This is a genomic window from Streptomyces sp. NPDC043908, from assembly GCF_056435525.1.
The window spans coordinates 39400-64165 of the sequence record NZ_JBWKEI010000021.1 but is presented as its reverse complement, the minus strand read 5'-3'; the positions used below and the strand labels follow the sequence as shown (position 1 = coordinate 64165).

Below are 24766 nucleotides of genomic sequence, written 5' to 3'. Positions count from 1 at the left end.
TCGCAGGGTGTCGACCCTGCATGCCTTAGATTTATCCATAAACTCGCGGTATTGCTGAATAATGGAAGGCTTCAGGCATATGGACGCCGTGGACAGGCAGCTCATCCAGGCTCTGCGGGAGAACGGCAGGGCCTCGTACGCCGAACTCGGCCGGCTCGTCGGTCTCTCCGGGCCCAGCGTCACCGACCGCATCAACCGCCTGGAGGCGGCGGGCGTCATCACCGGCTACCGCGCCACCGTCAACGCCGCCTCGCTCGGCCTCGGGGTGACCGCCCTCATCGGCATCTCGCTCTCCGACGCGGCCGACCACGAGGACGTCGCCCGCCGGCTGCGCGACCTGGAGGAGATCGAGGACTGCTGGTTCATCGCCGGCGACGACTCGTACATGCTCAAGATCCGCGCCTCCGACGTGGACGGTCTGGAGAAGACCATCCGGCGCCTGGGCTCCACCAAGGGCGTCTCGCGCACCCGTACGACCATCGTGCTCTCCACCAAGTGGGAGAACCGGGTCGGAGAGCTGCCCGAATAGAGGGGGGCGTACCGTGGTGGTGGTTTTGTACGCAAGACATTGGGAGGCCGCCGCATGACCGCATCGATCACGGATGTGGGCTTCAAGCGCGAGCTGGAGGCGAAGGTCCGGGCCGGCGAGCGGCTGTCCCGCGAGGACGGCGTCGCGCTCTACGAGTCGGACGACCTGGCCTGGCTCGGCGGCCTCGCGCACGAGGTGCGCACCCGCAAGAACGGTGACGTCGTCCACTTCAACGTCAACCGCCACCTCAACATGACGAACGTGTGCACCGCGTCCTGCGCGTACTGCTCGTTCCAGCGCAAGCCGGGCGAGAAGGACGCGTACACGATGCGCATCGAGGAGGCCGTCCGCCTTGCCAAGGCGATGGAGAGCGAGAACCTCACCGAGCTGCACATCGTCAACGGGCTCCACCCGACGCTGCCCTGGCGCTACTACCCGCGTTCGCTCAAGGCCCTCAAGGAGGCCCTGCCGGACGTCGGCCTCAAGGCGTTCACGGCGACGGAGATCCACCACTTCGAGACGATCTCGGGGCTGACCGCGTCCGAGATCCTCGACGAGCTGATCGAGGCGGGCCTCGAATCGCTCACCGGCGGCGGCGCGGAGATCTTCGACTGGGAGGTCCGCCAGCACATCGTCGACCACGACACCCACTGGGAGGACTGGTCGCGCATCCACCGCCTCGCCCATGAGAAGGGTCTCAAGACCCCGGCGACGATGCTGTACGGGCACATCGAGGAGCCCCGCCACCGCGTCGACCACGTGCTGCGGCTGCGTGAGCTCCAGGACGAGACCGGTGGCTTCCAGGTCTTCATCCCGCTGCGCTACCAGCACGACTTCGTGGACATGCAGGACGGCAAGGTCCGCAACAGGCTCCAGGCGCGCACCACGATGGCGACCGGCGCGGAGGCCCTGAAGACCTTCGCCGTCTCGCGGCTGCTCTTCGACAACGTGCCGCACGTGAAGTGCTTCTGGGTCATGCACGGCGTCCAGACCACCCAGCTCGCGCTCCAGTTCGGCGCGGACGACATGGACGGCTCGGTCGTCGAGTACAAGATCACGCACGACGCGGACAACTACGGCACGCCCAACAAGCTGACCCGTGACGACCTCCTCGACCTGATCCGCGAGGCCGGGTTCCGCCCGGTGGAGCGCAACACCCGCTACGAGATCATCCGCGAGTACGACGGGCCGGACCCGGCGCTGCGCGAGTCGCCGCAGGCGATGCGGATCTGATTCCGTGGCGCTGACGTTCACGCTCGACCCGCCCCTCACCCGTGAGCTGCGCGAGGGCCTCCTCGCGCTGTGGGTGGACGTGTCGGAGGCCGGGGGCGCGGTCGGGTTCGTGCCTCCGGTGGCCGTCGAGGACGTCCGGGCCGAGCTGGTGCGCCACCTCGTCGGGATGGCCGAGGGCCGAATACGGCTGCTCGTCGGTCTCGACGAGGACGGGGCCGTCGCCGCGGCCGCGTTCCTGGTGCACAACACGCACCGGCTGATGCGGCACTGGATCTGGGCGTACACCGTCATGGTGCACCCCGCCCACCAGGGCCGCGGCCACGGCCGCGACCTCATGGCGGCGCTGGCCGGCGCCGCCCGCTCGCTGGACGGGATCGAGGCGGTCCGCCTGACCTGCCGGGGCGGTCTTGGCCTGGAGCGCTTCTACGCCTCCTGCGGCTACAAGGAGGTCGGCCGGGTGCCGGACGCGATCCGGGTCGCGGACGGGGACGACCGCGACGACATCACCATGCTGCTCCCGCTGAATTGATCGAATAACGGACGTGCTTCACTGGTCGGGCAGGGTCGCCGTACGAGAGAGAAGGTCAGCCGTGAACATCGCCAAGCCGAGCGCCACCGTCCGGTACACCGCGATGCGCGTCGCCGTCTTCGTCGCCTGCCTGGTGTTCGTCGCCCTGCTGGTGCACTTCGAGATCGTGCCCTCGGGTCTCGGCGACGCCAACGCCATCTGGGTCGTGCTGCTCGCCCTGGTCCTCTCCGCGCCGCTCAGCTTCGTGCTGCTGCGCAAGCAGCGCGACGAGATGTCCGCGCAGATCGTCACCAAGGTGGAGTCGGCCAAGGCCCGCCTGGAGGCCAACCGCAGCCAGGAGGACGGCGCGGTCCAGTAGCCGCCCCGCACGTACCCTTGCCCGGGAGCAGGACGGCGGCCCGGGAGGATACGGACTGATGGGTGCGGATGGGGACGCGGGTTCGGGCAGGGGCCGGCGGATGCCGCGGGCCGTGCGCGAGCGGCAGATGCTGGACGCGGCCGTACGGACCTTCGCGCGGTTCGGGTACCGGGCCGCCTCCATGGACGAGATCGCCGAGCTGGCCGGGGTCTCCAAGCCGCTGGTCTACCTCTACCTCAACTCCAAGGAAGACCTCTTCACCGCCGTGATCCGGCGCGAGGCGCGTGCTCTCGTGGACGCGGTACGCGCCGGCACCGAGCCGGGCCTGCCCCCCGACGCCCAGCTGTGGGCCGGGCTGCGGGCCTTCTTCCGCCACACCGCCGAACACCCGGACGGCTGGGCGGTCCTGCACCGCCAGGCCCGCACCCACGGCGAGCCGTTCGCCGCCGAGGTCGCGGTGATGCGCGAGGAGATCGTGGCGTTCGTGACGGCCCTGATAGGCGCCGCGGCCCGGGAGGCCCACGACACCCCCGACCTGGCCGCCCACGACGTGGCCGCCCTGGCCGAGGCCCTGGTGGGCGCGGCGGAGTCCTTGGCGGGCTGGGCCAACGAGACGGAGGACGCCTCGGCGAAGGAGGCGGCGGCGACACTGATGAACTTCGCCTGGATGGGGCTGGACAGGCTGATGCGGGGGGAGCGCTGGGGGCCGGGGCGGTGAGGATGCGGGGGGATCCCGGGGCGGTGTGCCGACGCGGCAGCGCCCGCCCCCGGTCCTCCGGGGGCGGGCGCTGCCGCGTTTCAGGGGGTGTGGGGGCTCAGAACAGGCCCACCACGTTCTGCACCAGCGCCGCGTCCCCCACGACCGTCGACGTGCCGTGCGTCGTCGGGGTGCCGGGGTAGAAGCGCAGGCCGCCGGGGGCCGCCTTGAAGACCGCCCAGAAGTCGGGGGTCTCCTGGCCCGCCGTCGGCTCGAACTTCAGGTACGTGCCGGTGTCCACGACCGTGCCCTGCGCGTTGCCCGCGCCCGCGAAGAACGGGATGTTCGTCGACTGCCAGGAGTTCGGGCCGTAGACCGTGCGGGCGCCGACGCCGTACGTGGAGTTGCCCGAGGTGTCCGTGGCGCGGGTGCCCGGGTACAGGTACAGCTTGCCGTAGTCGGCGTGGGCCGGGTCCGTGGTGACGTGGCGGCCGAGCAGGTCGGGGATGCCGTCGCCGTTGACGTCACCGGGCGAGGTGAAGTCGAAGCGGTCCCAGGAGGTGAAGCCGAACTGCTTGGCGGGGAGCAGCTTGTACGAGCCGGGCTCGGCCGCGAGCGGGCCCTCGGCGGTGCCGGAGTACAGCCACATCCCCTCGCCCTCCTGGACGATGAGGTCGGAGCCGGGCATGCCGTCGGCGTCGCGCGGAGTGAGGATCTGGCCGGTGCCCGCCCAGGTGCCGGGGACCACCCAGTCCTGGGTGGCGGTGGTACGGCAGTTCAGGATCTGCACCGGGGTGCTCCTGACGACCGCGCCGGCCGCCGTGTCCAGGCAGCGGCCCGAGCCCTGGTTGAGCAGGGAGCCGTCACCGCGGTCGAGCCACTGCTGGGCCGGGCTGCCGTCGCAGTCGGCGAGCTGGACCGCGGAGGCGAGGTCGGTGCCCGCGACCGCCGCGCACTTGCCGAGCACCTTCAGGGCGCCCCCGGTGAGCTGGAAGTCCTGGGCGGCGGTGGCGTTGCAGGTGTAGATCTGGAGCGGGGTGCCGTTGGCGCTGCTCGCGGACTTCACGTCCAGGCAGAGGCCGCCGGGGCCGGTCAGCGGGCCGTTGTCCTTGCCGGTGGGCCGCAGCAGCTCCTTGCGCTGGGTGGTGAGCGGCATCCCGTTGCCGTCGCCGGGGTACAGGTAGAGCTTGTTGCCGACCTTGACGAAGAAGTCCTCGTACCCGTCCATGGTCTGGCCGTCGGTGGCGGCGATGAAGTCACCGCGGTGGGCCACGCGCACGCCGTTCCAGCCGCCCGAGGCGAGGGTGCGCGGCGCCTTCAGGGTGCCGTCGCCCTGGCCGCTCAGCAGCCGCAGGGTGCCGTCGGAGGCGGTGGCCAGCAGGTCGACCTGGCCGTCGCCGTCGAGGTCGCCCGGCAGGTCGCCGTGGACCCGCCCGGCCGCGTCGTGCACGAACGCGGGCCGGTCGGTGGCGATCAGGGTGGTGTCGGTGGGCGCCGAACCGCCGCCGTAGGCGGAGGAGTTGCCCGCCTTGTCGTACGCCTGGACGTGCAGCCGGTTGTTGGGCCACAGGCTGGGCTTCACGGTCACCGTGGCGGTGCCGTCGGCGGCCGCCTTCACATACGTACCGCTCGGGCACCGCAGACCGGAGACCGACAGGGGCTGGTTGAGCGAGTAGCAGAAGCCGTCCACGCCGCCCTGGTCGGTGGAGGCGAACCTGACCGTACGGTCGGTGCGCGCGGGCACCTCCGCCACGTCCAGCGCGTGCCCGTCGGTGGCGGCCACGGTGGGCTGGGCGGGCGCGGCCTTGTCCACGCCGAGCCCGCACGCCGTGGTCCACGCCGAGGTGTCCAGGCCGTCACGGGACTGGACGGTCCAGGTGTAGCGCTTGCCGGTGGCGAGCAGGGAGGCGTCGATCCGGGCCTGGGCGGTGCCGCCCGCGGTCACGGTCGAGATGGGCGAGGCGATGACCGCGCCGGTGTCGTAGTCCTTGAGCTGGAAGGCGCCGGTGATCTGGCCGCCCTCCGGGTCGGAGACCTTGGCGGTGAGGGTGAGGCCGTCGTTGCCGACGACGGGGAAGGCGGCCGGGTCGGTGGAGCAGGCGATCGGCAGCAGGCCGTCGGCGCCGGGCGCCCAGGAGCCCTGGAAGGCGCCCGAGGAGTCCACCTTGGGCGGCGAGTTGTAGGTGATCTCCAGGCTGGGGTCGTTCTGGAACTTCTTCCAGCTCTGCTCGTTGCCCTCGAAGTCGGCGCGCGAGCGCAGGCCGAGGGTCATGTCGGTGGCGCCGCTGTCCGCGACGGCCTGCACCGCGGTCTTGATCGCGGCGGCGTCGAAGTCCTCGCCGGCCGCGGCGCACTGGGTCGAGGACCAGCCGTGCGCGAACGTCTTCTCCTGGAGGGTCTGCTTCCAGGCGGGCTGGTTGTTCCAGGTGGTCGCGGTGGAGATGGGGCCGGTCAGGCCCAGCTCGACCGGGGTCTTGGTGCAGGACCAGGAGTAGCTGTTGAAGACGTTGAAGGTGGCCGAGATGATCTTCGATCCGGCCAGGCCCTTGGTGTTCAGCTGGAAGTACGAGCGGGCGGTGCCGTTCGTCGACGTCTCGTGGCCCAGGCGCGCGATCTTGTCGCTGAAGGTGCCGCCGTTCCAGTACGCGGTGTTGGCGATCGTGGAGTTGCCCGACTGCTTGTACGCCATCGCCCAGTTGTTGCGGCCGCCGCCGGAGAAGACGGGGTCGATGACGACCGGGAAGACCGTCTTCGGGTTCTTCAGCATCGCCGCGTCCGGAGTGATCCGCAGGTGGTCGCCGTCGACCTCGGTGCCCATCGGGACGAGCGCGGGGGGCCCGGTCTCGGTGGCCGGGCGCGCGCCGCGGGCCAGCTGGGCGGCCGCCTGCTTCGGCAGGTGCGAGGAGTCCCACATGGTGGGCGCGGGGGCGGTGAAGAGCCGGGCGCCGGAGCGGGTGTCGGTGGCCGTCAGATTGCCCCGGGCGTCCGCCTTCAGGCGCGCGCCCGCCAGACGCAGGGCGAGCGAGAGCTCGGTCAGGCGCGGGTTGGCGGCGGCCTCGCGGTCCTTGACGACCAGGTGCTGGGCGAAGCCGTCGACGTCGGCGCGCAGGGTGAGGTCGACGCCGGGCAGCACCTCGGGGTAGAGGGCCGTGTCGCCCTCGACGCGGGGCTGCGGCAGCGCGTCCGGCCAGGAGACCGAGAGGGCCCTGCCGTCCTTGGTCATCGTGGCGAGCGGGCCGGTGCCGCCGCCGGAGAAGGAGATGCCGAAGGTGGCGGCGGCCGGGGCGTACCGGCCGTCGGCGCCCTGCTTCAGCGTGGCGTCGGCCGCGCGCCAGGCGCCGCCGACCCGGGCGAAGGCGGGGCGGACGTACTGGCGCATGGTGAGCGACCCGTCCGGGTTGGCCAGCACCTGTGACATCTCGTCGCGGCGGTCCAGGATCTCGACCTGGCGGCCGGTCCGCTTCGCCTGGGCGCGGGCCTCGGCCTCGGCGGCGGACGCCCGGTTGCCGGAATTACCGGCTCCGGAAGTGGAGCTTCCGGAGCCGGTAATTCCGGAAGTGTTGATTTCAGCCGCGGAATCATTGATTCCATGTGCACTTGTCCGGCTCTGCGTACCGCTGCCGGTGATCTCGTCCGCAAATGCCGCGTGTGCCGCGGCCAGTTGAGCAAGGCCCCCCGCGCCGAGCGCGGCTGCCATCAGCGCGGCCGGCAGCCGTCTGCCGCGGCGCATGTGATGTCCCCTCACCAAACCCCACCCTCGTATCAGTTAATGCTGCTTGCAGAGCGGGAGCGTAACGCCGGAATAACGTCCGAACTGGCCTGTTCGCACCCTTGGCAGGGCCTTTGCGTGCGTATGTTTCGGGGATCGTTCTCCTCTCGTTACCTCCCCCCTCAACTGCGGTGTTCACCGTGCGAATTGTTCTTCCGCCCGGAAATTCCATGGTGTTAAGTTCCCCGAGGCGCCCCTGACTTGGGGCGCCTTTTGAGCTGAATACGGAGAGTTGGAGACTTCCAGTGAGTCGTTCACGGGCGGGGACTTTGAGATACGACGAGGACTCGGGAGGAGCCAGACGCCGGCGCGCCACGGCGGCGCTCGGCGCGCTCACGGCGAGCGCGGTGCTGGTCACGCTGCTGCCGAGCGTCGCGGCGGCGGCGGGAAAGGTCGACTTCTCCCTGCGTTCGGTGCAGAAGACGGCCTCCGTTCCCGGCTCCGAGCTGGGCAAGGGCGGTTCGGCCGCCACGAGCGAGACCGCGAAGCGGCCCTGGCGGGCGCCGAAGGTGACCTGGCCCGCGGCCGGGGACAGCGAGGTCGACCTGAGCCGGGTCGCACCCGATGCGTTGGCAAAGAGCGCGGCGGGCCGCAGCGTGGCCGGATCGCGTCACGCGGCCGCGCCGGGCAGCCCGGTCGGGATCGCGCCGCTCGCGCCGAAGACGGCCAAGGGCGCCGCCTCCGCCGCGGGTCCGGCCGCGGCCGGGGCGCCCGCCAAGGTGCGGGTACGGATGGGGGACCGCAAGGCGGCGGACCGTCTGGGCCTGGACGGGGTCGTGCTCGGCGTCGCCCGTGACGACCGCGGGACCACGGCGGGCCGCGCCTCCGTACAGCTCGACTACACCGCCTTCCGGGGGGCCTACGGGGCGGACTGGGCGACCCGGCTGCGGCTCGTGCGGCTGCCCGCGTGTGCGCTGACGACGCCCGAGAGGGCCGAGTGCCGGGGGGTGACGCCGCTGGCTTCGCACAACGACGCGATGACGGGCAAGCTGACGGCCGAGATCGATGTGGCGCCGGACGCCGCTGTGGCTGGTGCGGGTGGAGCGGCTGCACGCCGTGGGTCCGCTGTGCCCACCCGTTCCGCCCTTGCGGAACGTATGCCCACAGCGGGGGCCGCCTTCACCGTCCTGGCCGCCACCGCCACCCCCGACGGGGCCAACGGCGACTTCAAGGCGACCTCGCTCGCCCCGTCCGGGAGCTGGAGCGCGGGCGGCAACGAGGGCGGCTTCTCCTGGGAGTACCCGCTCCAGATGCCGCCCGTTCCCGGGGACCTGAGCCCCAAGCTCGCCCTCGGCTACTCCTCCTCGGGCATCGACGGCCGCACCGCCTCCAGCAACAATCAGCCCTCCGCGCTCGGCGAGGGCTGGCGGATGGAGATGGGCTTCATCGAGCGGCAGTACATGGCCTGCAAGGACGACAACGGCACGGGCACCAACGCCCCGGCCAAGTCCGGTGACCTGTGCTGGCGCTCGGACAACGCCATGATGTCCCTGAACGGCTCCTCGACCGCGCTGGTCAGGACGGGCACCGGGGACGTGTGGCGGCCGGCCGAGGACGACGGCTCGCGCATCCAGCGGATCAAGGGCACCGCCACCGACACCAACAACGGTGACGACGACAACGAGTACTGGAAGGTGACCACGCTCGACGGCACCCAGTACTGGTTCGGCAAGAACCGCCTCCCCGGCTGGGCCTCCGGCAAGACCGAGACCGGCTCCGCCTACACCGTCCCGGTCTACGGCAACCACACCAACGAGCCGGGCCACGCCACCGCCTTCACGGACTCGGTCCGCAACCAGGGCTGGCGCTGGAACCTCGACTACGTGGTCGACCCGCACGGCAACGCGATGGCACTCTTCTACACCCAGGAGAAGAACGCCTACGCCAAGAACTCCGGCGGCTCCACGACCACCAAGCCCAAGGCGGACGCGTCCTACACGCGCGGCGGTTACCTGGACCACATCGAGTACGGCCACCGCGCCGGATCGGTGTACACGGCCCAGCCCTCGGCCAAGGTGAACTTCGCCATGGGCGACCGCTGCCTGGGCACCGCCACCGACTGCGCCTTCGACAAGGCGCACGCCTCCAACTGGCCGGACACCCCGGTCGACGAGGTCTGCGTGTTCGGCGCGGACTGCCTCAACGGCTCGCCGTCGTTCTGGTCGAAGAAGCGGCTGACCTCGGTCACCACCCAGGTGCTCAAGGGCACCACCTACGCCGACATCGACACCTGGGCGTTCGGGCAGAGCTTCCCCGGCACCGGTGACACCGGCGGCAACGGGCTGTGGCTCGACTCGATCACCCACACCGGCAAGGCGGGCGGCACCCCGCTGTCCAAGCCGTCGGTGACCTTCGGCGGCACCCTGATGCCCAACCGCGTGGACGCCTCCGAGGGCCGTCCGCCGCTGAACAAGTACCGCATCACGCGCATCAGCTCGGAGTACGGCGGCGACACCCTCGTCTCGTACTCGCCGACCGAGTGCGCCTACGCGAGCCCGCCGGACGAGGCGACCAACACCAAGCGCTGCTACCCGAACTGGTGGACGCCCGAGGGCGGCAGCACGCCGGTGAAGGACTGGTTCCACAAGTACGTGGTGACCAAGGTGACCGAGGACGACAAGGTCGCGGGAACCGACTCGGAGGTGACCGAGTACGAGTACCTGGGCGGGATCGCCTGGGCCAAGGACACCAGCGAGTTCACCCTCGACAAGCACCGCACGTACAGCGACTACCGCGGCTACGGCAAGGTGCGCACCCGGACCGGGACGACCAACAAGACGCTGTCGGAGGCGACGTACCTGCGGGGCATCGACGGCGCCCAGGTGGCCGACTCCTTCGGCACCCTGTACACCGACGCCGAGCAGTACAGCGGCCAGGAGCTGGAGAGCGTCGGCTACGACAAGGACGGCGGCAGAATCGTCGAGTCGTCGGTGGAGAAGCCGTGGTCGAAGCTGACCGCGACCCAGACCCGTCCGGGCACCACCGACCTGCACGCCTACCAGACGGACACCGAGACCACCACCGGCCGGTCCCTGATGGACGACGGGAGCTGGCAGACCACGCGTTCGACGGACACCTTCGACGCCTACGGCCAGACCCTGACCTCCTCGGACGAGGGCGACATCGCTGTCAGCGGTGACGAGCAGTGCACCCGCACCACCTACGTCACCCCCGACACCACCAACTATCTGATCTCCTACATCGCCTCCGAGCAGAAGAGCTCCACCGGCTGCGGCACGGCCCCCTCGGCGGCCACGGTCACCGGCGAGACCCGCACCACGTACGACACCAGCGCGTACGGCGCCGCCCCCGTCGCGGGCAAGGCGATGGCGTCCAGGATCGAGGAGCTGGACCACTACAGCGCCGGTCTGCCGGTGTACGTCACCACCTCCACCGCGCTCTACGACGCGTACGGGCGGATGACGCAGACCACCGACGCGGCCGGGGCCAAGACCCTGACCGCGTACACCCCGGCCACCGGTGTCCAGCCCACCCAGGTGGTGACCACCGACAACAAGGGGTACACCACCAGCGTCGAGCTCGACGGGCTGCGCGGCCTCACGCTGAAGGCGACCGACGCCAACGGCCGGGTCACCAGCCAGGAGTACGACGCGCTCGGGCAGCTCTCCGCCGCCTGGAAGCCGGGACGGACCAAGCCCGCCGCGGCCGACGTCACCTTCTCCTACCAGGTGCGGGGCGAGAGCGGTCCGAGCACCGTCACCTCCAACACGCTGCTCGAGAGCGGCAAGTACCGCAAGGCGGTGACGCTCTACGACGGTCTGCTGCGCAAGCGCCAGACGCAGACCGACGCGTACGGCGGCACGGGCCGGCTGATCACGGACAGCTTCTACGACAGCCAGGGCCGCACCTACAAGGACAACGCCGAGTACTACAACGACCAGCCGGTCGCGACGGCCGTCTTCGCGGTCCCCGACAGCCAGGTCCCGGCGCAGACCGTGACCGAGTTCGACGGCATGGGCCGCGCCACCGCCGCCATCGCGCTCACCAAGGGCACCGAGCGGTGGCGCACGACCACCACCTACGGCGGCAACTGGACGGCGACCCTCCCGCCGAGCGGCGCGGCCGCCACGCTGGTGGTCAGCAACGCCCACGACAAGCCGGTCGAGCTGCGCCAGTACAAGGACCGCAACCCGGTCATCGGCGCGAGCGATGACAAGTACGAGGCGCTGAAGTACACCTACGACACCGCCGACCGGCTCACGAAGCTGGTCGACGCGGCGGGCAACACCTGGTCGGCCACCTTCGACCTGCGCGGCCGCCAGGTCACCTCCTCCGACCCGGACAAGGGCGCCGTCTCCACGACGTTCACGCCCGACGGCAAGACGGAGACGACCAAGGACGCCCGGGGCACGGTTCTCGCGTACACCTACGACGAGCTCGGCCGCCCCACCAGCCTGCGCAAGGACAGCGTCACCGGCCCCAAGCTCGCCGAGTGGACGTACGACACGCTGGCCGGCGGCAAGAAGATGCTCAGCTCCTCGACCCGCTGGGACAACGGCAACGCCTACACCACGGCCGTCAAGGGCTATGACGCCTCGGGCCGGGCCACCGGCTCGGTGATCACGGTTCCGGCCGCCGAGGGCAAGCTCCAGGGCACCTACGAGTTCGGCTCGACCTACACGCCGACCACGGGCCTGGCCAACACCACCACCTTCCCGGCCGGCGGCGGGCTCCCCGCGGAGACCGTCCGCCAGGGGTACACCGACTACGGCCTGCCGACCACGGTCGGCAACGGCACGGACGTGTACTCGCTGGGCACCCAGTACGCGCCCTCCGGGGAGCTCCTGCAGACCGTGCTCGGCGCGGTCGGCGGACGCACGGTCCAGACGTACACCTACGAGGAGGACACGCACCGGCTCAGCAGCGTGGTCAACGACCGCGAGTCGCAGGCCCCGCAGACCATCGACAGCAAGGTCTACAGCTACGACCCGGCCGGCAACATCACCCGTATCCGCGACGACCGCGACGACAAGTCCGTCACCGACACGCAGTGCTTCACGTACGACTTCGCGGCGCGGCTCTCGCACGCGTGGACCGGCACCGACGACTGCGCGCTGAAGCCGTCGACGGACGTGCGCCCCAAGGTGGGCGGCGTCGACCCGTACTGGTACTCGTACACCTACGACACGGTCGGCAACCGGGCCGCCGAGGTCCAGCACGACGTCACCGGCGACACCGCCAAGGACGTCCGGCGCGGCTACTCCTACCCGCAGCCGGGCGAGACCCGTCCGCACGGCATGGACAAGGTCGACATCACCGGACCCGGGGCGCGCACCGACGCGTTCGAGTACGACGCCTCCGGCAACACCACCCGCCGGGTCACCTCGGCCGGTGACCAGCAGCTGATCTGGGACGCCGAGGGCAACCTCGCCTCCTCCACGATCGACGGCCGGACCTCCACGTTCCTCTACGACGCGGACGGCTCCCGCCTGCTGCGCCGGGAACCGGGCTCGGTGACCCTGTACCTGGGCGCCGAGGAGCTGACGCTGAACAAGGCCGACAACACGGTCAGCGGTGTCCGCTACTACTCGGCGGGCAACACGACCGTGGCACGGGGTTCGGACGGCTCGGTCACCTACCTGCTCAGCGACGCCCAGGGCACCGACGAGGTGGCGGTCGACTCGGTGACCCTGTCGGTCACCCGGCGCGCCTCCGGCCCGTTCGGCACCCCGCGCGGCACCCAGCCGCAGAAGGGCTGGCCGGGCGACCACGGCTTCGTGGGCGGCGTCACCGACAAGTCCACGGGCCTCACGCACATGGGCGCCCGTGAGTACGACGCGGCCAACGGCCGGTTCGCCTCGGTGGACCCGGTCATGGACCTCACCGACCCGCAGCAGATCAACGGGTACGCCTACGCCAACAACTCGCCGGTCACCGACAGCGACCCGAGCGGCGAGTTCCACATCGGCCACATCATCAAGAAGATCAAGCACGCGGTGAAGCGGGTCATCCACCGGATCAAGAAGGTCATCCGCCGCATCGTGCACAAGGTCGCGCACCGGGCCAAGGCATCCGCCTACGCACGGGTCCTGCGGGCGATGTGGTCGCACGGAGAGAAGGGCACCCAGTTCGGCCACTTCAACGTCGGCAAGGGTCCCGACCGGGGCATCATCATGATGCGGTTCTTCATCCACACCAAGGACGCGATGAAGATCCCGGGCCTGGGCTACCAGCTGCTCGGCGACAACCGCGAGTACTCGACCGACCCGGACGCGGCCTACCGCATGGTCCTGTTCTGGGACACGGCCACGGGTGACGTGACCTTCAAGATCTCGCCGTCCCACACCAAGCCGTCGACCAAGCACGTCTCGTCGTACCTGCTCGGCCAGGCGGGCCAGAGCGGTCCCGGCTACGACATCGAGTCCCCGTCGAGGATGATCCCGGCGTTCCCCATGTCGTTCAACGACTATCCCTCGGAGAGCGTGACCGGCCGGAACATCGTGAACTACAACTTCCTCGGCAAGTACCACTCGAACTCGTCCAAGCTCGACCTAGGCATAGCGGGGGTGAACAGTCTGATGTCGCTGTTCTCCGTCGACACGCATGTGACGATCGCCGCCAACAAGGGCTCGGTGACCGTGACCAGGAAGGGAGACCATTACCCGGACATGGAGGTCGTCCAGTACCGTCGGGCGCAGAAGCCGCTGGTCGTGGCCCACGACCGGATGGACAACGTGTCCGGTCTGGACTCGATGCCCTGGTACGGCAACAAGGACATGCGGTACTGGAACTCCGCCCAATGCCTGAAGGATCCGCCGAAGTGACCCACGCACCCTGGTTCCCGCGCTGCGCGGCGAGGTACGTACCGGTCTGCGCGATCGGCTGGTTCCTGGCCATGGCGCTGACCCCGCGCGGCACGCTCTCCTTCCCGGAGCAGCTGGCCGACGGCATCGGTCTGATGCTGTTCGTCGCGGCGGTCTCGCTGTTCCTGCTGCTCCTCCTGGGCCTGCTCAAGAGGTACGGAACGCCGGGCGGCTTCCGCACGGCGGCCGTGTTCCTGCTGCTCATGCCGGTGCTGCCACTGGCACTGGGCGGCGGGGGAGCGCTGTTCGGGATCATGCTCCTCACCCAGGTGGTCTTCGCGACGGCACTGATGCCGAAGCCGGAGCTGCTGGCGGTGTGAGGCAGTACGTGTGAGGCAGTACGTGTGAGGGGGGCCCGGCACCGGTCACGGTGCCGGGCCCTTCGCCGTGCCGGTGGTTACCGCGCGGCGTACGAGACGAACGCGGCCCAGGCGTGGGGCACGACGGTGATCTCCGGGCCCGGGGTGACCTTGGAGTCCCGGATGTGGACGGCGGAGGGGTGTGCGGCGACCTCGACGCATTCGCCGCCTTCGGCGCCGCTGTGACTCGACTTGCGCCAGTCGTAGGCGACTTCTATGCAGTCCCCGCCCTCGGCGCCGCTGTAGCTGCTCTTGAACCAGTTCATGCGTCTCCCAGCATCTTCTCGATCAGGGCCAGCGACTCCCGGGGCGTGAGAGCCTGCGCCCGGATGATCCCATAGCGGGTGATGATGACGCGGACCTCTTCCGGATCCGTGATCAACCGAGGGTGCCCCTGGATCTCGGTGTACGCAACCGGCTGCCCCTTCTTGGTGGTGAGCAGCGTGAACGGGCCGTCGATGCCGGGGCAGTCCTCGCGATCGGTGGGCATGATCTGAAGCTCGACAGTTCGCATCTGGGCGATGCGCAGGAGCTGCTGAAGCTGCTCCCTCCATACGGTGCGTCCACCGATGGGGTGTTGCAGGACAACCTCCTGGAACACGAAGCTGAACGTCGGTGACGGCCAGGCGTGGAGCACTTCCTGGCGGGCGAGGCGGTCGGCGACGCGCTTCTCGATGGTCTCGTCGCTCAGCAGGGGGCGTCGCTGCGTGAACAGTGCCCGCGCGTAGGCCTCGGTCTGAAGCAGGCCGTGCACCGCCTGGGTGCCGTAGTGGTGCAGCTCGATGGCCTCGGCCTCCACCATGGCGTAGTTCCGGTACCAACCCGGATGGCGCACCCGGCCGCGCGCCTGAACGCTCTCGATCGCCTTCCGCGCAGCCCGCAGCACACCCCCCGCGTTCAGGACGTCGTCCGCCTTGTCGAGGAAGTCCGGCTGGGTGATCCGTACGCCCCGCTCCATCGCGGAGATCTGGCTCTCCGTGTAGCCGACGATCCGGCCGAACTCCTTCTGGGTCAGCCCGGCCCGGACCCGCAGCACCTTCAGTTGCTCACCCACGGCGATGAACAGCTCCGAGGTGAGGCCGTCGTCGTCCTCCATGCACGCCTCCAGAGGGTCACGGGCGACGACTCGTACAGGGCTCTCGCCGTACCCGTACAGAAAGGCCGGGGTCGGGGCGACACCCCTTGTTCAGCGTACGCACATCTCGTCACGCTCGGTGACATGAATCCCCAAATCACCACCCCCACGGTCGAGTTCGCGCGGAGCTTCAGCAGTACGCGGCGGGGCGCCAGCAGTGCGCGGAAACTGGCGCTCGGGCAGTTGGACGCGTGGGGCATCCCGCACGGGAGCGAGCGCTCCGACCGGGCCGCCCTGATCGTCGCCGAGCTGGCCGCGAACGCGGTGCTGCACGGGCACGTACCGGGGCACGCGTGCGAACTCCGGCTCGTACTCGGCACGGTACTCCGCATCGAGGTGACCGACACCAGGGCCGTGCGCCGGCCACTGCGCCCGGAACCGGCCGGTGAGGCCGAGTCCGGGCGCGGGCTGCTGCTGGTCGAGGCGCTGGCGAGGGCGTGGGGCGTGGAGGAGCGCCCGCCGGGCAAGACGGTGTGGGCGGAGGTGGGGTGCTAGCAGTTGCCCACCGGCGCGCGCCCGGCGAAGCGGTCGGCCAGCCAGTCGGCGGCGGGCAGCGCGCCGACCGTCACTCCGCCGATGTGGCCGAGGAGCGGGAGCGTGTGCCAGGAGACGTTCGCGCCCCGCTCGCACCAGTCGGCCCGCAGCCCCTTCCCCACCTCGTACGGGATGAGCTCGTCCACCGAGCCGTGGTAGAGGTACACCGGCGCGTCCGGGGCGTGGGTTCCGAGGCGGGACTCGCCCAGGCGGGCCTGCCAGTCCGGCTGTTCCAGCGGGTTCCTGACCGTCAGGTCGGTGATCTTCTTGAAGGAGCCGACGACGGTGTCGACGGCGACGCAGTTCGTCCGGAAGTAGTCGACGAGCTTCTGCCCGGCGGGGTTCAGGTACGCGTCGAGCCCCAGCTCGGGGAAGGCCGCGTCCTGGCCCGCCGCCGCCATGAAGATCAGGCCGGAGCCGAGGCCGCCGTCGTTGGAGCGGGCGACCTTCATGAGGTCGGCCGGGACCCCGCCGGTGGCGGTGCCCTTGACCTTGAGGTCGGGGGCGTAGGAGTCGTGCAGCTCGGCCGCCCAGCTGCTCGCCTGGCCGCCCTGGGAGTAGCCCATGATCCCGACGGGGGAGTCGGCGGAGACGCCGGGGATGCCCAGGCGCTGGGCGGCGCGGGCCGCGTCGAGCATGGCCGTGCCCTCGGCCCGGCCGACCGTGTACGTGTGGTCCCCCGGCGTGCCCAGGCCCTCGTAGTCGGTCACCGCGACCGCCCAGCCGCGCTGCACGATCTGGTTGATCAGCGTGGCCTCGACGGCCGTCCCGTACGGGAAGTTCGCGCTGGGGGCGCACGAGTCGCCCAGGCCGACCGTGCCGACGGCGTACGTGACGAGCGGGCGCTGCCCGGTGCGGCCGTCGTTGGGCACGATCACCGTGCCGGACACGACGTTGGGGCCGCCGGTGGCGGTGGTGGAGCGGTAGGTGATGTGCCACGCCCTGGTGTTGGTCCACTGGCCCGGCAGCGGGTGGAACGCGGTGGGCGCGGAGCTGACGACATCGCCCGGACGGGCGGCGGGGGCGGCCGTGTCGTCGGCCGCCGCGAACGCGGTCGGGGCGGCTGCGGAGAGGAGGAGTCCGGCGGCGAGCGCACCGGCGACTCTCGTGCGGAGGGACATTGCGGCACTCCCAACGGTCGTGGGGGGCGGTGCGGTTGGGGAGACCGTAGTGACTGACCGGTAGGTACGGGGCTGACCGTACCGCTCAGCTTCCCTGGCCCAGCCGATACGCACCCGGCGTCGTCCCCGTCCAGCGGCGGAACGCCCGGTGGAAGGCGGTGTCCTCGGAGAACCCGAGCCGGGCCGCGAGCTCCGCGATGGGCTCGCGCCCCCCGGCGAGACCCGCGATCGCCGCGTCCCGCCGCACCGCGTCCTTGAGCCGCTGGAAGGAGGTGCCCTCCCGCTGGAGGCGGCGCCGCAGGGTGGCGGGGGAGAGGGCGAGCCGGGCCGCCGTCTCGTCCAGCGTCGGCAGCCGGGGCGAGGTGTGCAGCGCGCGGGCGAGGTCGCGGTGGACCTGCTCGGCCACCGTCGTCCCGTACGCCCGGCGGCTCAGCAGCTCGAAGGGGGAGCGCCGCAGCATCCGCTCAAGGGCCGCCTCGTCCCGGACGAGCGGCGCGGTCAGCCAGCGCGCGTCGAACACCGCCTCCGTCCGCGCCCGGCCGAACCGGACGGGGCAGCCGAAGAGCGACGGGTACTCGTCCCGGTGCGGGGGTGGCGGATAGGCGAACACCGCCCGCAGGAGCGGGATGCGGCGGCCGATCAGCCAGCTGCACAGCCGGTGCGTGATGATCAGCAGGCACTCGGTGAGGAAGTGGTCGTCGTCCCGCCCGCCGAGGTCGCCGTGGACGGCCAGGACGGCGTCTTCGGCGTCCGTGGTGAGGGCGAGCCGGGGCCCGCCGGGGAACAGCCCGTAGAACGTGATCCCGCGCCGCATCGCCCCGCCCAGATCGCGGCAGCCCAGCGCCGCGCAGCACATCATGGCGAACGTGCCGGGGCGGCTCGGGGCCGTGCCGAGCCCCAGGAACTCGTCCTCGGTCGCCCGGTACAGCGCCCGGAACAGCAGCGCGAACTGGTCGGGCGTGACCCGCGCCCGGTCGTCGCCGAGCAGCAGCGGCGGGATGCCGGCGGCCTGGAGCAGCGGCACGGTGTCGATGCCCCGCCGCTCGGCGCCGCGCAGCACGGCGCGCACATGGTGCACGGTGACCGTCCCCTTGCCCATGGCCGAGACCGTAGCGGGATCGGGCGGCGCGGTCAGCGGGCCGTACGGGAAAGGCAGGAGCCCTTCCCCGTACGTCGCCGTACGGGGAAGGGCTCCTTGGGTACTGCTGCTAGTCAGCGATCGCCGACCCGGGCAACTAGGCCGGGGTGACGTTCTCCGCCTGCGGGCCCTTCGGGCCCTGCGTGACGTCGAAGTTCACGACCTGGTTCTCCTCGAGGGAGCGGAAGCCAGACGCGTTGATCGCGGAGTAGTGGACGAAGACATCCGGGCCGCCGCCGTCCTGGGCGATGAAGCCGAAGCCCTTTTCAGCGTTGAACCACTTGACGGTTCCGGTAGCCATAAGCCCTCCTTGGGCCAAAGGGTTGCCCTGCTCCAGAACCTGCAAAGAAGTCTGAAAACTACAAAAGCCTGCGGGTTACATGCTCCGCAGGCTCTGTACTGCAAGGGAAACCAAACTGCAACTTGCGCTGAGCGTAGCACGCAGGATCGGGGCTGCGGTAGAGGGAAAGATCACGTCACCCGGACGTTTGACGTGCCCGTGACGCGCTGACGAACGACCCGCCGTAGCTGGACAAACAGGACAGGTCTAGTCTCGCGATGTGGACCAAACAACCACCCGGCCACGGGTCGGGCACATCCAGTTCCTCAACTGTCTGCCGCTCTACTGGGGCCTCGCCCGCACGGGCACCCTGCTCGATCTGGAGCTGACCAAGGACAGCCCCGAGAAGCTGAGCGAGCAGCTCGTCCGGGGAGACCTCGACATAGCGCCGGTGACCCTCGTGGAGTTCCTGCGCAACGCGGACGACCTGGTGGCCTTCCCCGACCTCGCGGTCGGCTGCGACGGGCCGGTCATGTCCTGCGTGATCGTCTCGCAGCGCCCGCTGGAGGAGCTCGACGGCGCCCGGGTGGCGCTCGGTTCCACCTCGCGCACCTCCGTACGCCTGGCCCAGCTGCTGCTCGCCGAGCGCTTCGGCGTCACGCCCGACTACTACACGTGCCCGCCCGACCTCGGCCTGATGATGCAGGAGGCGGACGCGGCGGTCCTGATCGGGGACGCCGCCCTGCGCGCCTCGCTCCACGACGCCCCGCGCCTGGGGCTCCAGGTCCACGACCTGGGCGCCATGTGGAAGGAGTGGACGGGCCTGCCGTTCGTCTTCGCCGTGTGGGCGACCCGCAAGGACTACCTGGCCCGTGAGCCCGGGGTCGTGCGCGAGGTCCACCAGGCGTTCCTGGCGTCGCGCGACCTCTCCCTGGAGGAGGTCACCAAGGTCGCCGAGCAGGCCGCCCGCTGGGAGGTCTTCGACGCGGAGCTGCTGGAGCGCTACTTCACGACGCTGGACTTCCGCTTCGGCGCCGACCAGCTCGCGGGCGTACGGGAGTTCGCCCGCCGCACCGGGCCGACCACCGGGTTCCCGGCGGACGTGGCGGTCGAGCTGCTCGGGGCGTAGGGGGAGCCTTCCGGGGCCTCCCCGGGCCCGCTGTCCCGGGCTTCCCCGGGCTTGCTTCCCCCGGCCTACCGGTCGGTCAGGGCGACGGGATCGGCGCCTGGAGCTTGCTGCTGATCCACTGCATGGTCCCGTCGGCCATCCCCTTGATGTAGGTGTGGGCGTTGTGCCTGCCGCCCTGGATCACCTGGAGACGGGTCTTGACCGGGCCCTTGCCGTACTTGGCGATGAAGCCGTTCAGGTTCGCCATGCCGCCCTCCTTGGTGCCAATCTGGAAGGCGAGGTCGACCTCGGGGCCGTTGCCGTCGATCAGGGCCTGGGCGAGCTTCTCGGGGTTGTTCGCCTGCTTCTCGGCCTCGTGGCCCGCCCACAGCGGGGAGTCCGGCACGGTGTCCGGGCCGGAGGCGATCACGGCCTTGAACCGGTCGGGCCGCTTGAGCACCGACTTCAGGCCGACGAAGCCGCCGGAGGAGGAGCCCATGAACGCCCAGCCGTCGCGGGACTTGAAGGTGCGGAAGTTCGCCTTCACGAAGTCCGGCACGTCCTCGGTCATCCAGGTGCCCATCCGGGGCTGCCCCGGTATGTCACTGCCGTCGTAGTAGTACTTCGCGTCCGGGTTGAGGACCGGCATCACCACCACGAAGGGGACGCTCCTGCCCTCCTCGGACCACCGGGTGATGCTGCTCTGGAGCTTGAGGTCGGTGCCCATCCAGTAGTTCTTCGGGTAGCCGTTGCCGCCCGGCAGGGCTATGAGCACCGGGAAACCGCTCTGCGCGTACTTGGGGTCGAAGTACTGCTTCGGCGCCCAGACCCACACCTTGCCCGTGAACCCCGACTTCTTGCCGTGCAGCGTGGTCACCCCGATCCTGGTGCCGTCCTCCAGCGTGTTCTCCGTGGTGAACCGCGCCTTCGGGCCGGTCGGCAGCAGGGTCTTCGCCACCGCCTCGGAGACCGCGCCCCCACCCGCCCTGTTCTGCCCGCCGGTCCCGCCGGCCTTGGGCGCGGGCGCCTTCGTGGAGGCCGCCGGGCTGTCGAAGCTCACCGGCTCGCCCTCGTCGGAGCAGCCCGAGACCAGCGCGGCCGAGCCGAGGACGGCGGCGGCTATGAGTGCGGTGGTACGGCGATGCATACGAGACTCCGAGACGGTTTGATGCGTTTCATGGCGGGTCGTGAGGTTTTCGGGCGTGAACTCCGCAGAGAGAGACGACCGGGCGTTCGTATCGGTTCGTCGCCGTACGGTCCCGATCGGGCCCGGCCCGGTGATCCGGCACACGCCACGCTCTACCCTGCTGTGCGACCGTACGTGACGGCATGGGGGAAGGCAGATCGCGATGCAGCCGCTCGAAGCCGGCGAACCGCGCACCATCGGCGCCTACCGACTGCTCGGCAGACTCGGCGCGGGCGGCATGGGCCGGGTCTACCTGGGCCGCAGCGCGGGCGGGCGCACGGTCGCCGTGAAGGTGGTCCACCCGCACTTCGCCCTCGACGAACAGTTCCGCGCCCGGTTCCGCCAGGAGGTGGAGGCGGCCCGCCGGGTGGGCGGCGCCTGGACCGCGCCGGTCCTGGACGCCGACCCCGAGGCGGCGGTGCCCTGGGTCGCCACCGGCTATGTGGCGGGCCCCTCGCTGGCCCAGGCGGTCGCCGCGCACGGCCCGCTGCCCGAGCGCTCGGTGCGGGCCCTGGGCGCGGGGCTCGCGGAGGCGCTGGCGGCGGTGCACGCGCTCGGACTCGTCCACCGCGATGTGAAGCCGTCCAACGTGCTGCTCACCCTCGACGGCCCCCGCCTGATCGACTTCGGCATCGCCCGCGCCGTGGACGGCACGGCCTCGCTCACCGCAACCGGGGTCTCGATCGGCTCGCCGGGCTACATGTCGCCCGAGCAGATCCTCGGCAAGGGCGTCACCGGCGCCGCCGACGTCTTCTCCCTCGGCGCGGTCCTGGCGTACGCGGCGACGGGCGCGCCCCCCTTCCCGGGCGACTCCTCGGCCGCCCTGCTCTACAAGGTGGTGCACGAGGAGCCCGAGCTGGGCGGACCGCTCGCCGGGGAGGTGCGGGCGGCGGTGGAGACGTGCCTGGCCAAGACCGCCGGGACCCGCCCCGCCCCCGCCGAACTCGCCCGCCGGCTCGCCCCACGGGGTGCCTCGGCCCTGGTCGCGGAGGGCTGGCTGCCGGGGGCGCTGGTGGAGGAGGTCAGCCGGTCGGCGGTACGGCTGCTGGACCTGGAACCGGAGGCGGCGGACGAGCGGGTGCCGGACGAGCGGGGGTCGGGGCCGGTGGCGTTCACCAGCCCGGCGGTGGGGGTGTTCGGACCCCCGGACGCGTCCTATGGGTCGGGAGGGGCGGAGGGGGCGTACGGGTCGGTCGGGACGGATGGGGCATACGGGTCCACCGGGACCGATGGGGCGTACGGGTCCGGGGCGCCGGGGTCGTACGCGCACAGCCGCACCGACGCGGACACGGGCAGCGGCGGTGGCGGCAGCGGTGACGGCCGCGGTGGCGGCTTCGGGGACGGCTTCGGTGGCGGATCCGTGGCGGACGCCGTTCCGGGACAGCGCACCCCCGAACCGCCCACCACCCCGCCCTCGCGCTTCTCGCTCTCCGTGGGCACCGCCGTCGAGCCCGGCGAGCGGGGCCGGGGGCGGCGGATGAGCTGCACGGTCGCGCTGGCGGTCGCGGGGGCGGTGGCCGCCGCGTCCGTCGGTGCCGCGTTCCTCTTCGACCTGATGCCGGGCGACCGCGACCGCAGCCACGACGCGGCGTCGAGCGGCCCGAGCAGCACGGCCACCGCGCCGCCGGGCGCGACCCCCGGCGGGACGGACGGCCCGGCCGTGGCGCGGGTGCCGGGGGAGTTCGTCGGGACCTGGAAGGGCCCGATGACGGAGTCCACGACCGGGCAGCCGCACGGCGACCTGACGGCCGTGTTCACGGCGGGCGTCACCGGGAAGGACGTCGTCACCACGTCCTCCAGGATCAGCGTGCTGGGCACGACCGTGGAGTGCTTCGGGGTGGGCAGGCTCGTCTCCGGCACCGACCGGAGCCTGACGATCGAGGAGCGCACCGACCCGGCGCGCCGGGGCACGGCGGGCCTGTGCACCGGCGGCCGGGCGATCCTGGTCTTCACCCGCGACGCGGACGGCACGCTCAAGTACGAGTCCCAGGAGGCGGGCGCGGGCAAGCCGTACGCGACGCTGGTCAAGCAGACGGGCTGAGCGGCACACACCCGTACGGGCGGCGGCGCCGGCATCCCGGGCGGAAGCGCCACACACCCGTACGGGCGGCCCCGGCACCCGGGCCGAAGCGGGCCGGGCCCGCTGGCGTAGGCTGGCTCGGTCCGTCCGCAACCCTGCCGAAAGGGACACTCCGGTGACTGAGAAGGCCGACCTCCAGTCCGTCCTCGACCGTGCCGCCGCGGGTGGACGCATCACCCCCGAAGAGGCGCTCGACCTCTACCGCTCGGCGCCGCTGCACGCGCTGGGCGCCGCCGCCGACGCGGCGCGCCGCCGCCGGTACGCCGGGACCGAGCACATCGCCACGTACATCATCGAGCGCAACATCAACTACACGAACGTGTGTGTCACGGCGTGCAAGTTCTGCGCTTTCTACGCGGCCCCCAAGGACACCAAGAAGGGCTGGACCCGCGACCTCGACGACATCCTGCGCCGCTGCGCGGAGACCGTCGAGCTGGGCGGCACCCAGATCATGTTCCAGGGCGGCCACCACCCGGACTACGGCGTCGAGTACTACGAGAAGCACTTCAGCGCCATCAAGCAGAACTTCCCGCAGCTGGTCATCCACTCCCTCGGCGCCTCCGAGGTCGACCACATGGCCCGGATCTCCGGCGTCTCGGTGGAGGAGGCGATCGAGCGCATCCACGCCGCCGGTCTCGACTCCTTCGCGGGCGCCGGCGCGGAGCTGCTGCCGGAGCGGCCGCGCAAGGCGATCGCCCCGCTCAAGGAGAGCGGCGAGCGCTGGCTGGAGATCATGGAGACGGCGCACCGGCTGGGCGTGGAGTCCACCTCCACGATGCTGATGGGCACCGGCGAGACCAACGCCGAGCGCATCGAGCACATCCGGATGATCCGGGACGTACAGGACCGCACGGGCGGCTTCCGCGCGTTCATCCCGTACACCTACCAGCCCGAGAACAACCATCTGAAGGGCCGGACGCAGGCGAGCGTCTTCGAGTACCTGCGGATGCTGGCGGTCGCGCGCCTCTTCCTCGACAACGTCGCGCACATCCAGGGCTCCTGGCTCACCGTCGGCAAGGAGGCGGGCCAGCTGTCGCTGCACTACGGCGCGGACGACCTGGGCTCGGTGATGCTGGAGGAGAACGTCGTGTCCTCGGCCGGCGCCAGGCACCGCTCCAACCGCATGGAGCTCATCGACCTGATCCGCAAGGCCGGGCGGGTGCCGGCGCAGCGCGCCACGACGTACGAGCACCTGCTCGTCCACGACGACCCGGCGAACGACCCGGTCGACGAGCGGGTCATGTCGCACATCTCCTCGACGGCGATCGAGGGCGGCACGGCGCACCCCGAGCTGAAGCTGCTGGCGTCCAACTGACGTCCTGGTGCTGACCATCCACGCCCCCTCGCGGGGCGACGCGGTCCTGGTCGAGGGCGACCGGCTGGCGGCGATCGGGCCGTACGAGTCGCTGGCCGCGGCGTATCCCGCGGCGCGGGTGCGGCGGTGGCCGGGCCGGCTGTCGCCGGGCCTGGTGGACCCCGGCGGGGCCGAGTTGCTGGAGCGGGCCTACCACCCGGACCCGCGCGAGGCGGACACGCTCGGCACGGAGCCTCTCGACCCGCCGCCGTTCGCCCTGGACGACGTGCGTCGGGGCGGGTCCGCTCGGCGGGGGGTGCAGCGGATGCTGGCGCGGGGGGTGGTGGCGGTGGTGGGTTCGCCGCGGTCGCGCGTGGTGGGGGAGGCGGTACGGCGCTCGGGCCTGGCCGTGGTGCCCTCGCCCGTCCTGCCCCCGCTGGCCGTGGGCGGCCCGGCCCGTTTCGCGGTCTTCGACGGGGAGGTATGCGTGGCAACGGTGCTGGCGGGCCGCCTGGTATACCGCGCGAAATAGCCCCCACCCCACCCCTTCCCGAAAGCCTCCGGCGGATCCCGTCCGTCTGCGGGCCGGTGG

19 protein-coding genes are annotated in these 24766 nt (G+C 71.2%); 12 read left to right on the top strand and 7 right to left on the bottom strand.

The window, feature by feature from the left end; all coding sequences use genetic code 11:
* Positions 1-79: 79 nt before the first annotated feature.
* From AC069K_RS32825 to AC069K_RS32805, 5 genes are all read left to right on the top strand, one after another.
* Complete coding sequence (locus tag AC069K_RS32825; RefSeq protein WP_067160265.1) at positions 80-529, top strand: Lrp/AsnC family transcriptional regulator; 450 nt, start codon at positions 80-82, stop codon at positions 527-529.
* Between the two features lie 54 nt (positions 530-583).
* Positions 584-1762, top strand: a complete 1179-nt coding sequence (gene mqnE, locus AC069K_RS32820; RefSeq protein ID WP_365107409.1) for an aminofutalosine synthase MqnE — start codon at positions 584-586, stop codon at positions 1760-1762.
* Between the two features lie 4 nt (positions 1763-1766).
* Positions 1767-2291 (top strand): N-acetyltransferase family protein, encoded by a 525-nt coding sequence (locus AC069K_RS32815; RefSeq protein ID WP_478622234.1) that lies wholly within the window; start codon positions 1767-1769, stop codon positions 2289-2291.
* Positions 2292-2352: 61 nt separating this feature from the next.
* Positions 2353-2649: a DUF4229 domain-containing protein gene (locus AC069K_RS32810; RefSeq protein WP_358832709.1), complete on the top strand. Its 297-nt coding sequence runs from the start codon at positions 2353-2355 to the stop codon at positions 2647-2649.
* Between the two features lie 58 nt (positions 2650-2707).
* Positions 2708-3367 (top strand): TetR/AcrR family transcriptional regulator, encoded by a 660-nt coding sequence (locus AC069K_RS32805; protein WP_365107414.1) that lies wholly within the window; start codon positions 2708-2710, stop codon positions 3365-3367.
* Positions 3368-3464: 97 nt separating this feature from the next.
* Here the strand turns inward: AC069K_RS32805 and AC069K_RS32800 are convergent, their stop codons facing one another.
* A complete protein-coding gene (locus AC069K_RS32800; RefSeq protein ID WP_478622231.1) occupies positions 3465-7076 on the bottom strand; it encodes a ricin-type beta-trefoil lectin domain protein in 3612 nt (1203 codons plus the stop codon).
* Positions 7077-7384: 308 nt separating this feature from the next.
* Here AC069K_RS32800 and AC069K_RS32795 point away from each other — a divergent pair, with 308 nt between their 5' ends.
* Together AC069K_RS32795 and AC069K_RS32790 are read left to right on the top strand one after the other, a co-directional pair.
* Positions 7385-13900, top strand: a complete 6516-nt coding sequence (locus tag AC069K_RS32795; RefSeq protein WP_478622229.1) for an RHS repeat domain-containing protein — start codon at positions 7385-7387, stop codon at positions 13898-13900.
* A complete protein-coding gene (locus AC069K_RS32790) occupies positions 13897-14259 on the top strand; it encodes a hypothetical protein (RefSeq protein ID WP_358832705.1) in 363 nt (120 codons plus the stop codon). The genes AC069K_RS32795 and AC069K_RS32790 overlap by 4 nt, the downstream gene beginning before the upstream one ends.
* 77 nt (positions 14260-14336) lie before the next feature.
* Here AC069K_RS32790 and AC069K_RS32785 read toward each other — a convergent pair whose 3' ends face one another.
* Complete coding sequence (locus tag AC069K_RS32785) at positions 14337-14564, bottom strand: DUF397 domain-containing protein (RefSeq protein WP_478622227.1); 228 nt, start codon at positions 14562-14564, stop codon at positions 14337-14339.
* The gene (locus tag AC069K_RS32780; protein WP_478622225.1) at positions 14561-15394 is read right to left on the bottom strand and encodes a helix-turn-helix domain-containing protein; all 834 of its coding nucleotides are present in this window, start codon (positions 15392-15394) and stop codon (positions 14561-14563) included. Before AC069K_RS32780 ends, AC069K_RS32785 begins: the two co-directional genes overlap by 4 nt.
* A 123-nt stretch (positions 15395-15517) precedes the next feature.
* Between AC069K_RS32780 and AC069K_RS32775 the strand changes: the two genes are divergently transcribed.
* Positions 15518-15928 carry an ATP-binding protein gene (locus tag AC069K_RS32775; protein WP_365107429.1) on the top strand — a complete coding sequence of 137 codons (411 nt, stop codon included), beginning with the start codon at positions 15518-15520 and terminating at the stop codon, positions 15926-15928.
* Here the strand turns inward: AC069K_RS32775 and AC069K_RS32770 are convergent.
* The 3 genes from AC069K_RS32770 to AC069K_RS32760 all read right to left on the bottom strand — a co-directional run bounded on the left by AC069K_RS32770 (position 15925) and on the right by AC069K_RS32760 (position 18527).
* Entirely contained in the window at positions 15925-17088 is a 1164-nt protein-coding gene (locus AC069K_RS32770) for a lipase family protein (protein ID WP_478622222.1), read from the bottom strand. The genes AC069K_RS32775 and AC069K_RS32770 overlap by 4 nt on opposite strands.
* Positions 17089-17173: 85 nt before the next feature.
* The gene (locus tag AC069K_RS32765; RefSeq protein ID WP_478622221.1) at positions 17174-18187 is read right to left on the bottom strand and encodes an AraC family transcriptional regulator; all 1014 of its coding nucleotides are present in this window, start codon (positions 18185-18187) and stop codon (positions 17174-17176) included.
* Positions 18188-18323: 136 nt separating this feature from the next.
* A complete protein-coding gene (locus AC069K_RS32760; protein WP_003967102.1) occupies positions 18324-18527 on the bottom strand; it encodes a cold-shock protein in 204 nt (67 codons plus the stop codon).
* Positions 18528-18786: 259 nt separating this feature from the next.
* Here AC069K_RS32760 and AC069K_RS32755 point away from each other — a divergent pair, with 259 nt between their 5' ends.
* On the top strand, positions 18787-19635 hold the full coding sequence (locus tag AC069K_RS32755) for a menaquinone biosynthetic enzyme MqnA/MqnD family protein (RefSeq protein ID WP_365107438.1): 849 nt from the start codon (positions 18787-18789) through the stop codon (positions 19633-19635).
* A 76-nt stretch (positions 19636-19711) separates the two neighbouring features.
* Here the strand turns inward: AC069K_RS32755 and AC069K_RS32750 are convergent, their stop codons facing one another.
* Complete coding sequence (locus AC069K_RS32750) at positions 19712-20761, bottom strand: alpha/beta hydrolase (RefSeq protein ID WP_478622219.1); 1050 nt, start codon at positions 20759-20761, stop codon at positions 19712-19714.
* A gap of 202 nt (positions 20762-20963) precedes the next feature.
* Between AC069K_RS32750 and AC069K_RS32745 the strand changes: the two genes are divergently transcribed.
* From AC069K_RS32745 to AC069K_RS32735, 3 genes are all read left to right on the top strand, one after another.
* Entirely contained in the window at positions 20964-22841 is a 1878-nt protein-coding gene (locus AC069K_RS32745; protein ID WP_478622217.1) for a serine/threonine-protein kinase, read from the top strand.
* A 154-nt stretch (positions 22842-22995) separates the two neighbouring features.
* On the top strand, positions 22996-24195 hold the full coding sequence (gene mqnC / locus AC069K_RS32740) for a cyclic dehypoxanthinyl futalosine synthase (protein ID WP_358832696.1): 1200 nt from the start codon (positions 22996-22998) through the stop codon (positions 24193-24195).
* A 7-nt stretch (positions 24196-24202) separates the two neighbouring features.
* Complete coding sequence (locus AC069K_RS32735) at positions 24203-24706, top strand: imidazolonepropionase-like domain-containing protein (RefSeq protein WP_478622214.1); 504 nt, start codon at positions 24203-24205, stop codon at positions 24704-24706.
* Positions 24707-24766: the final 60 nt, after the last annotated feature.

Coding starts and splice junctions, on each gene's coding strand:
- AC069K_RS32825 (WP_067160265.1), top strand. CDS start 80: ATGGACGCCGTGGACAGGCAGCTCATCCAGGCTCTGCGGGAGAACGGC.
- mqnE (WP_365107409.1), top strand. CDS start 584: ATGACCGCATCGATCACGGATGTGGGCTTCAAGCGCGAGCTGGAGGCG.
- AC069K_RS32805 (WP_365107414.1), top strand. CDS start 2,708: ATGGGTGCGGATGGGGACGCGGGTTCGGGCAGGGGCCGGCGGATGCCG.
- AC069K_RS32800 (WP_478622231.1), bottom strand. CDS start 7,076: ATGCGCCGCGGCAGACGGCTGCCGGCCGCGCTGATGGCAGCCGCGCTC.
- AC069K_RS32785 (WP_478622227.1), bottom strand. CDS start 14,564: ATGAACTGGTTCAAGAGCAGCTACAGCGGCGCCGAGGGCGGGGACTGC.
- AC069K_RS32780 (WP_478622225.1), bottom strand. CDS start 15,394: ATGGAGGACGACGACGGCCTCACCTCGGAGCTGTTCATCGCCGTGGGT.
- AC069K_RS32775 (WP_365107429.1), top strand. CDS start 15,518: ATGAATCCCCAAATCACCACCCCCACGGTCGAGTTCGCGCGGAGCTTC.
- AC069K_RS32770 (WP_478622222.1), bottom strand. CDS start 17,088: ATGTCCCTCCGCACGAGAGTCGCCGGTGCGCTCGCCGCCGGACTCCTC.
- AC069K_RS32765 (WP_478622221.1), bottom strand. CDS start 18,187: ATGGGCAAGGGGACGGTCACCGTGCACCATGTGCGCGCCGTGCTGCGC.
- AC069K_RS32760 (WP_003967102.1), bottom strand. CDS start 18,527: ATGGCTACCGGAACCGTCAAGTGGTTCAACGCTGAAAAGGGCTTCGGC.
- AC069K_RS32750 (WP_478622219.1), bottom strand. CDS start 20,761: ATGCATCGCCGTACCACCGCACTCATAGCCGCCGCCGTCCTCGGCTCG.
- AC069K_RS32745 (WP_478622217.1), top strand. CDS start 20,964: ATGCAGCCGCTCGAAGCCGGCGAACCGCGCACCATCGGCGCCTACCGA.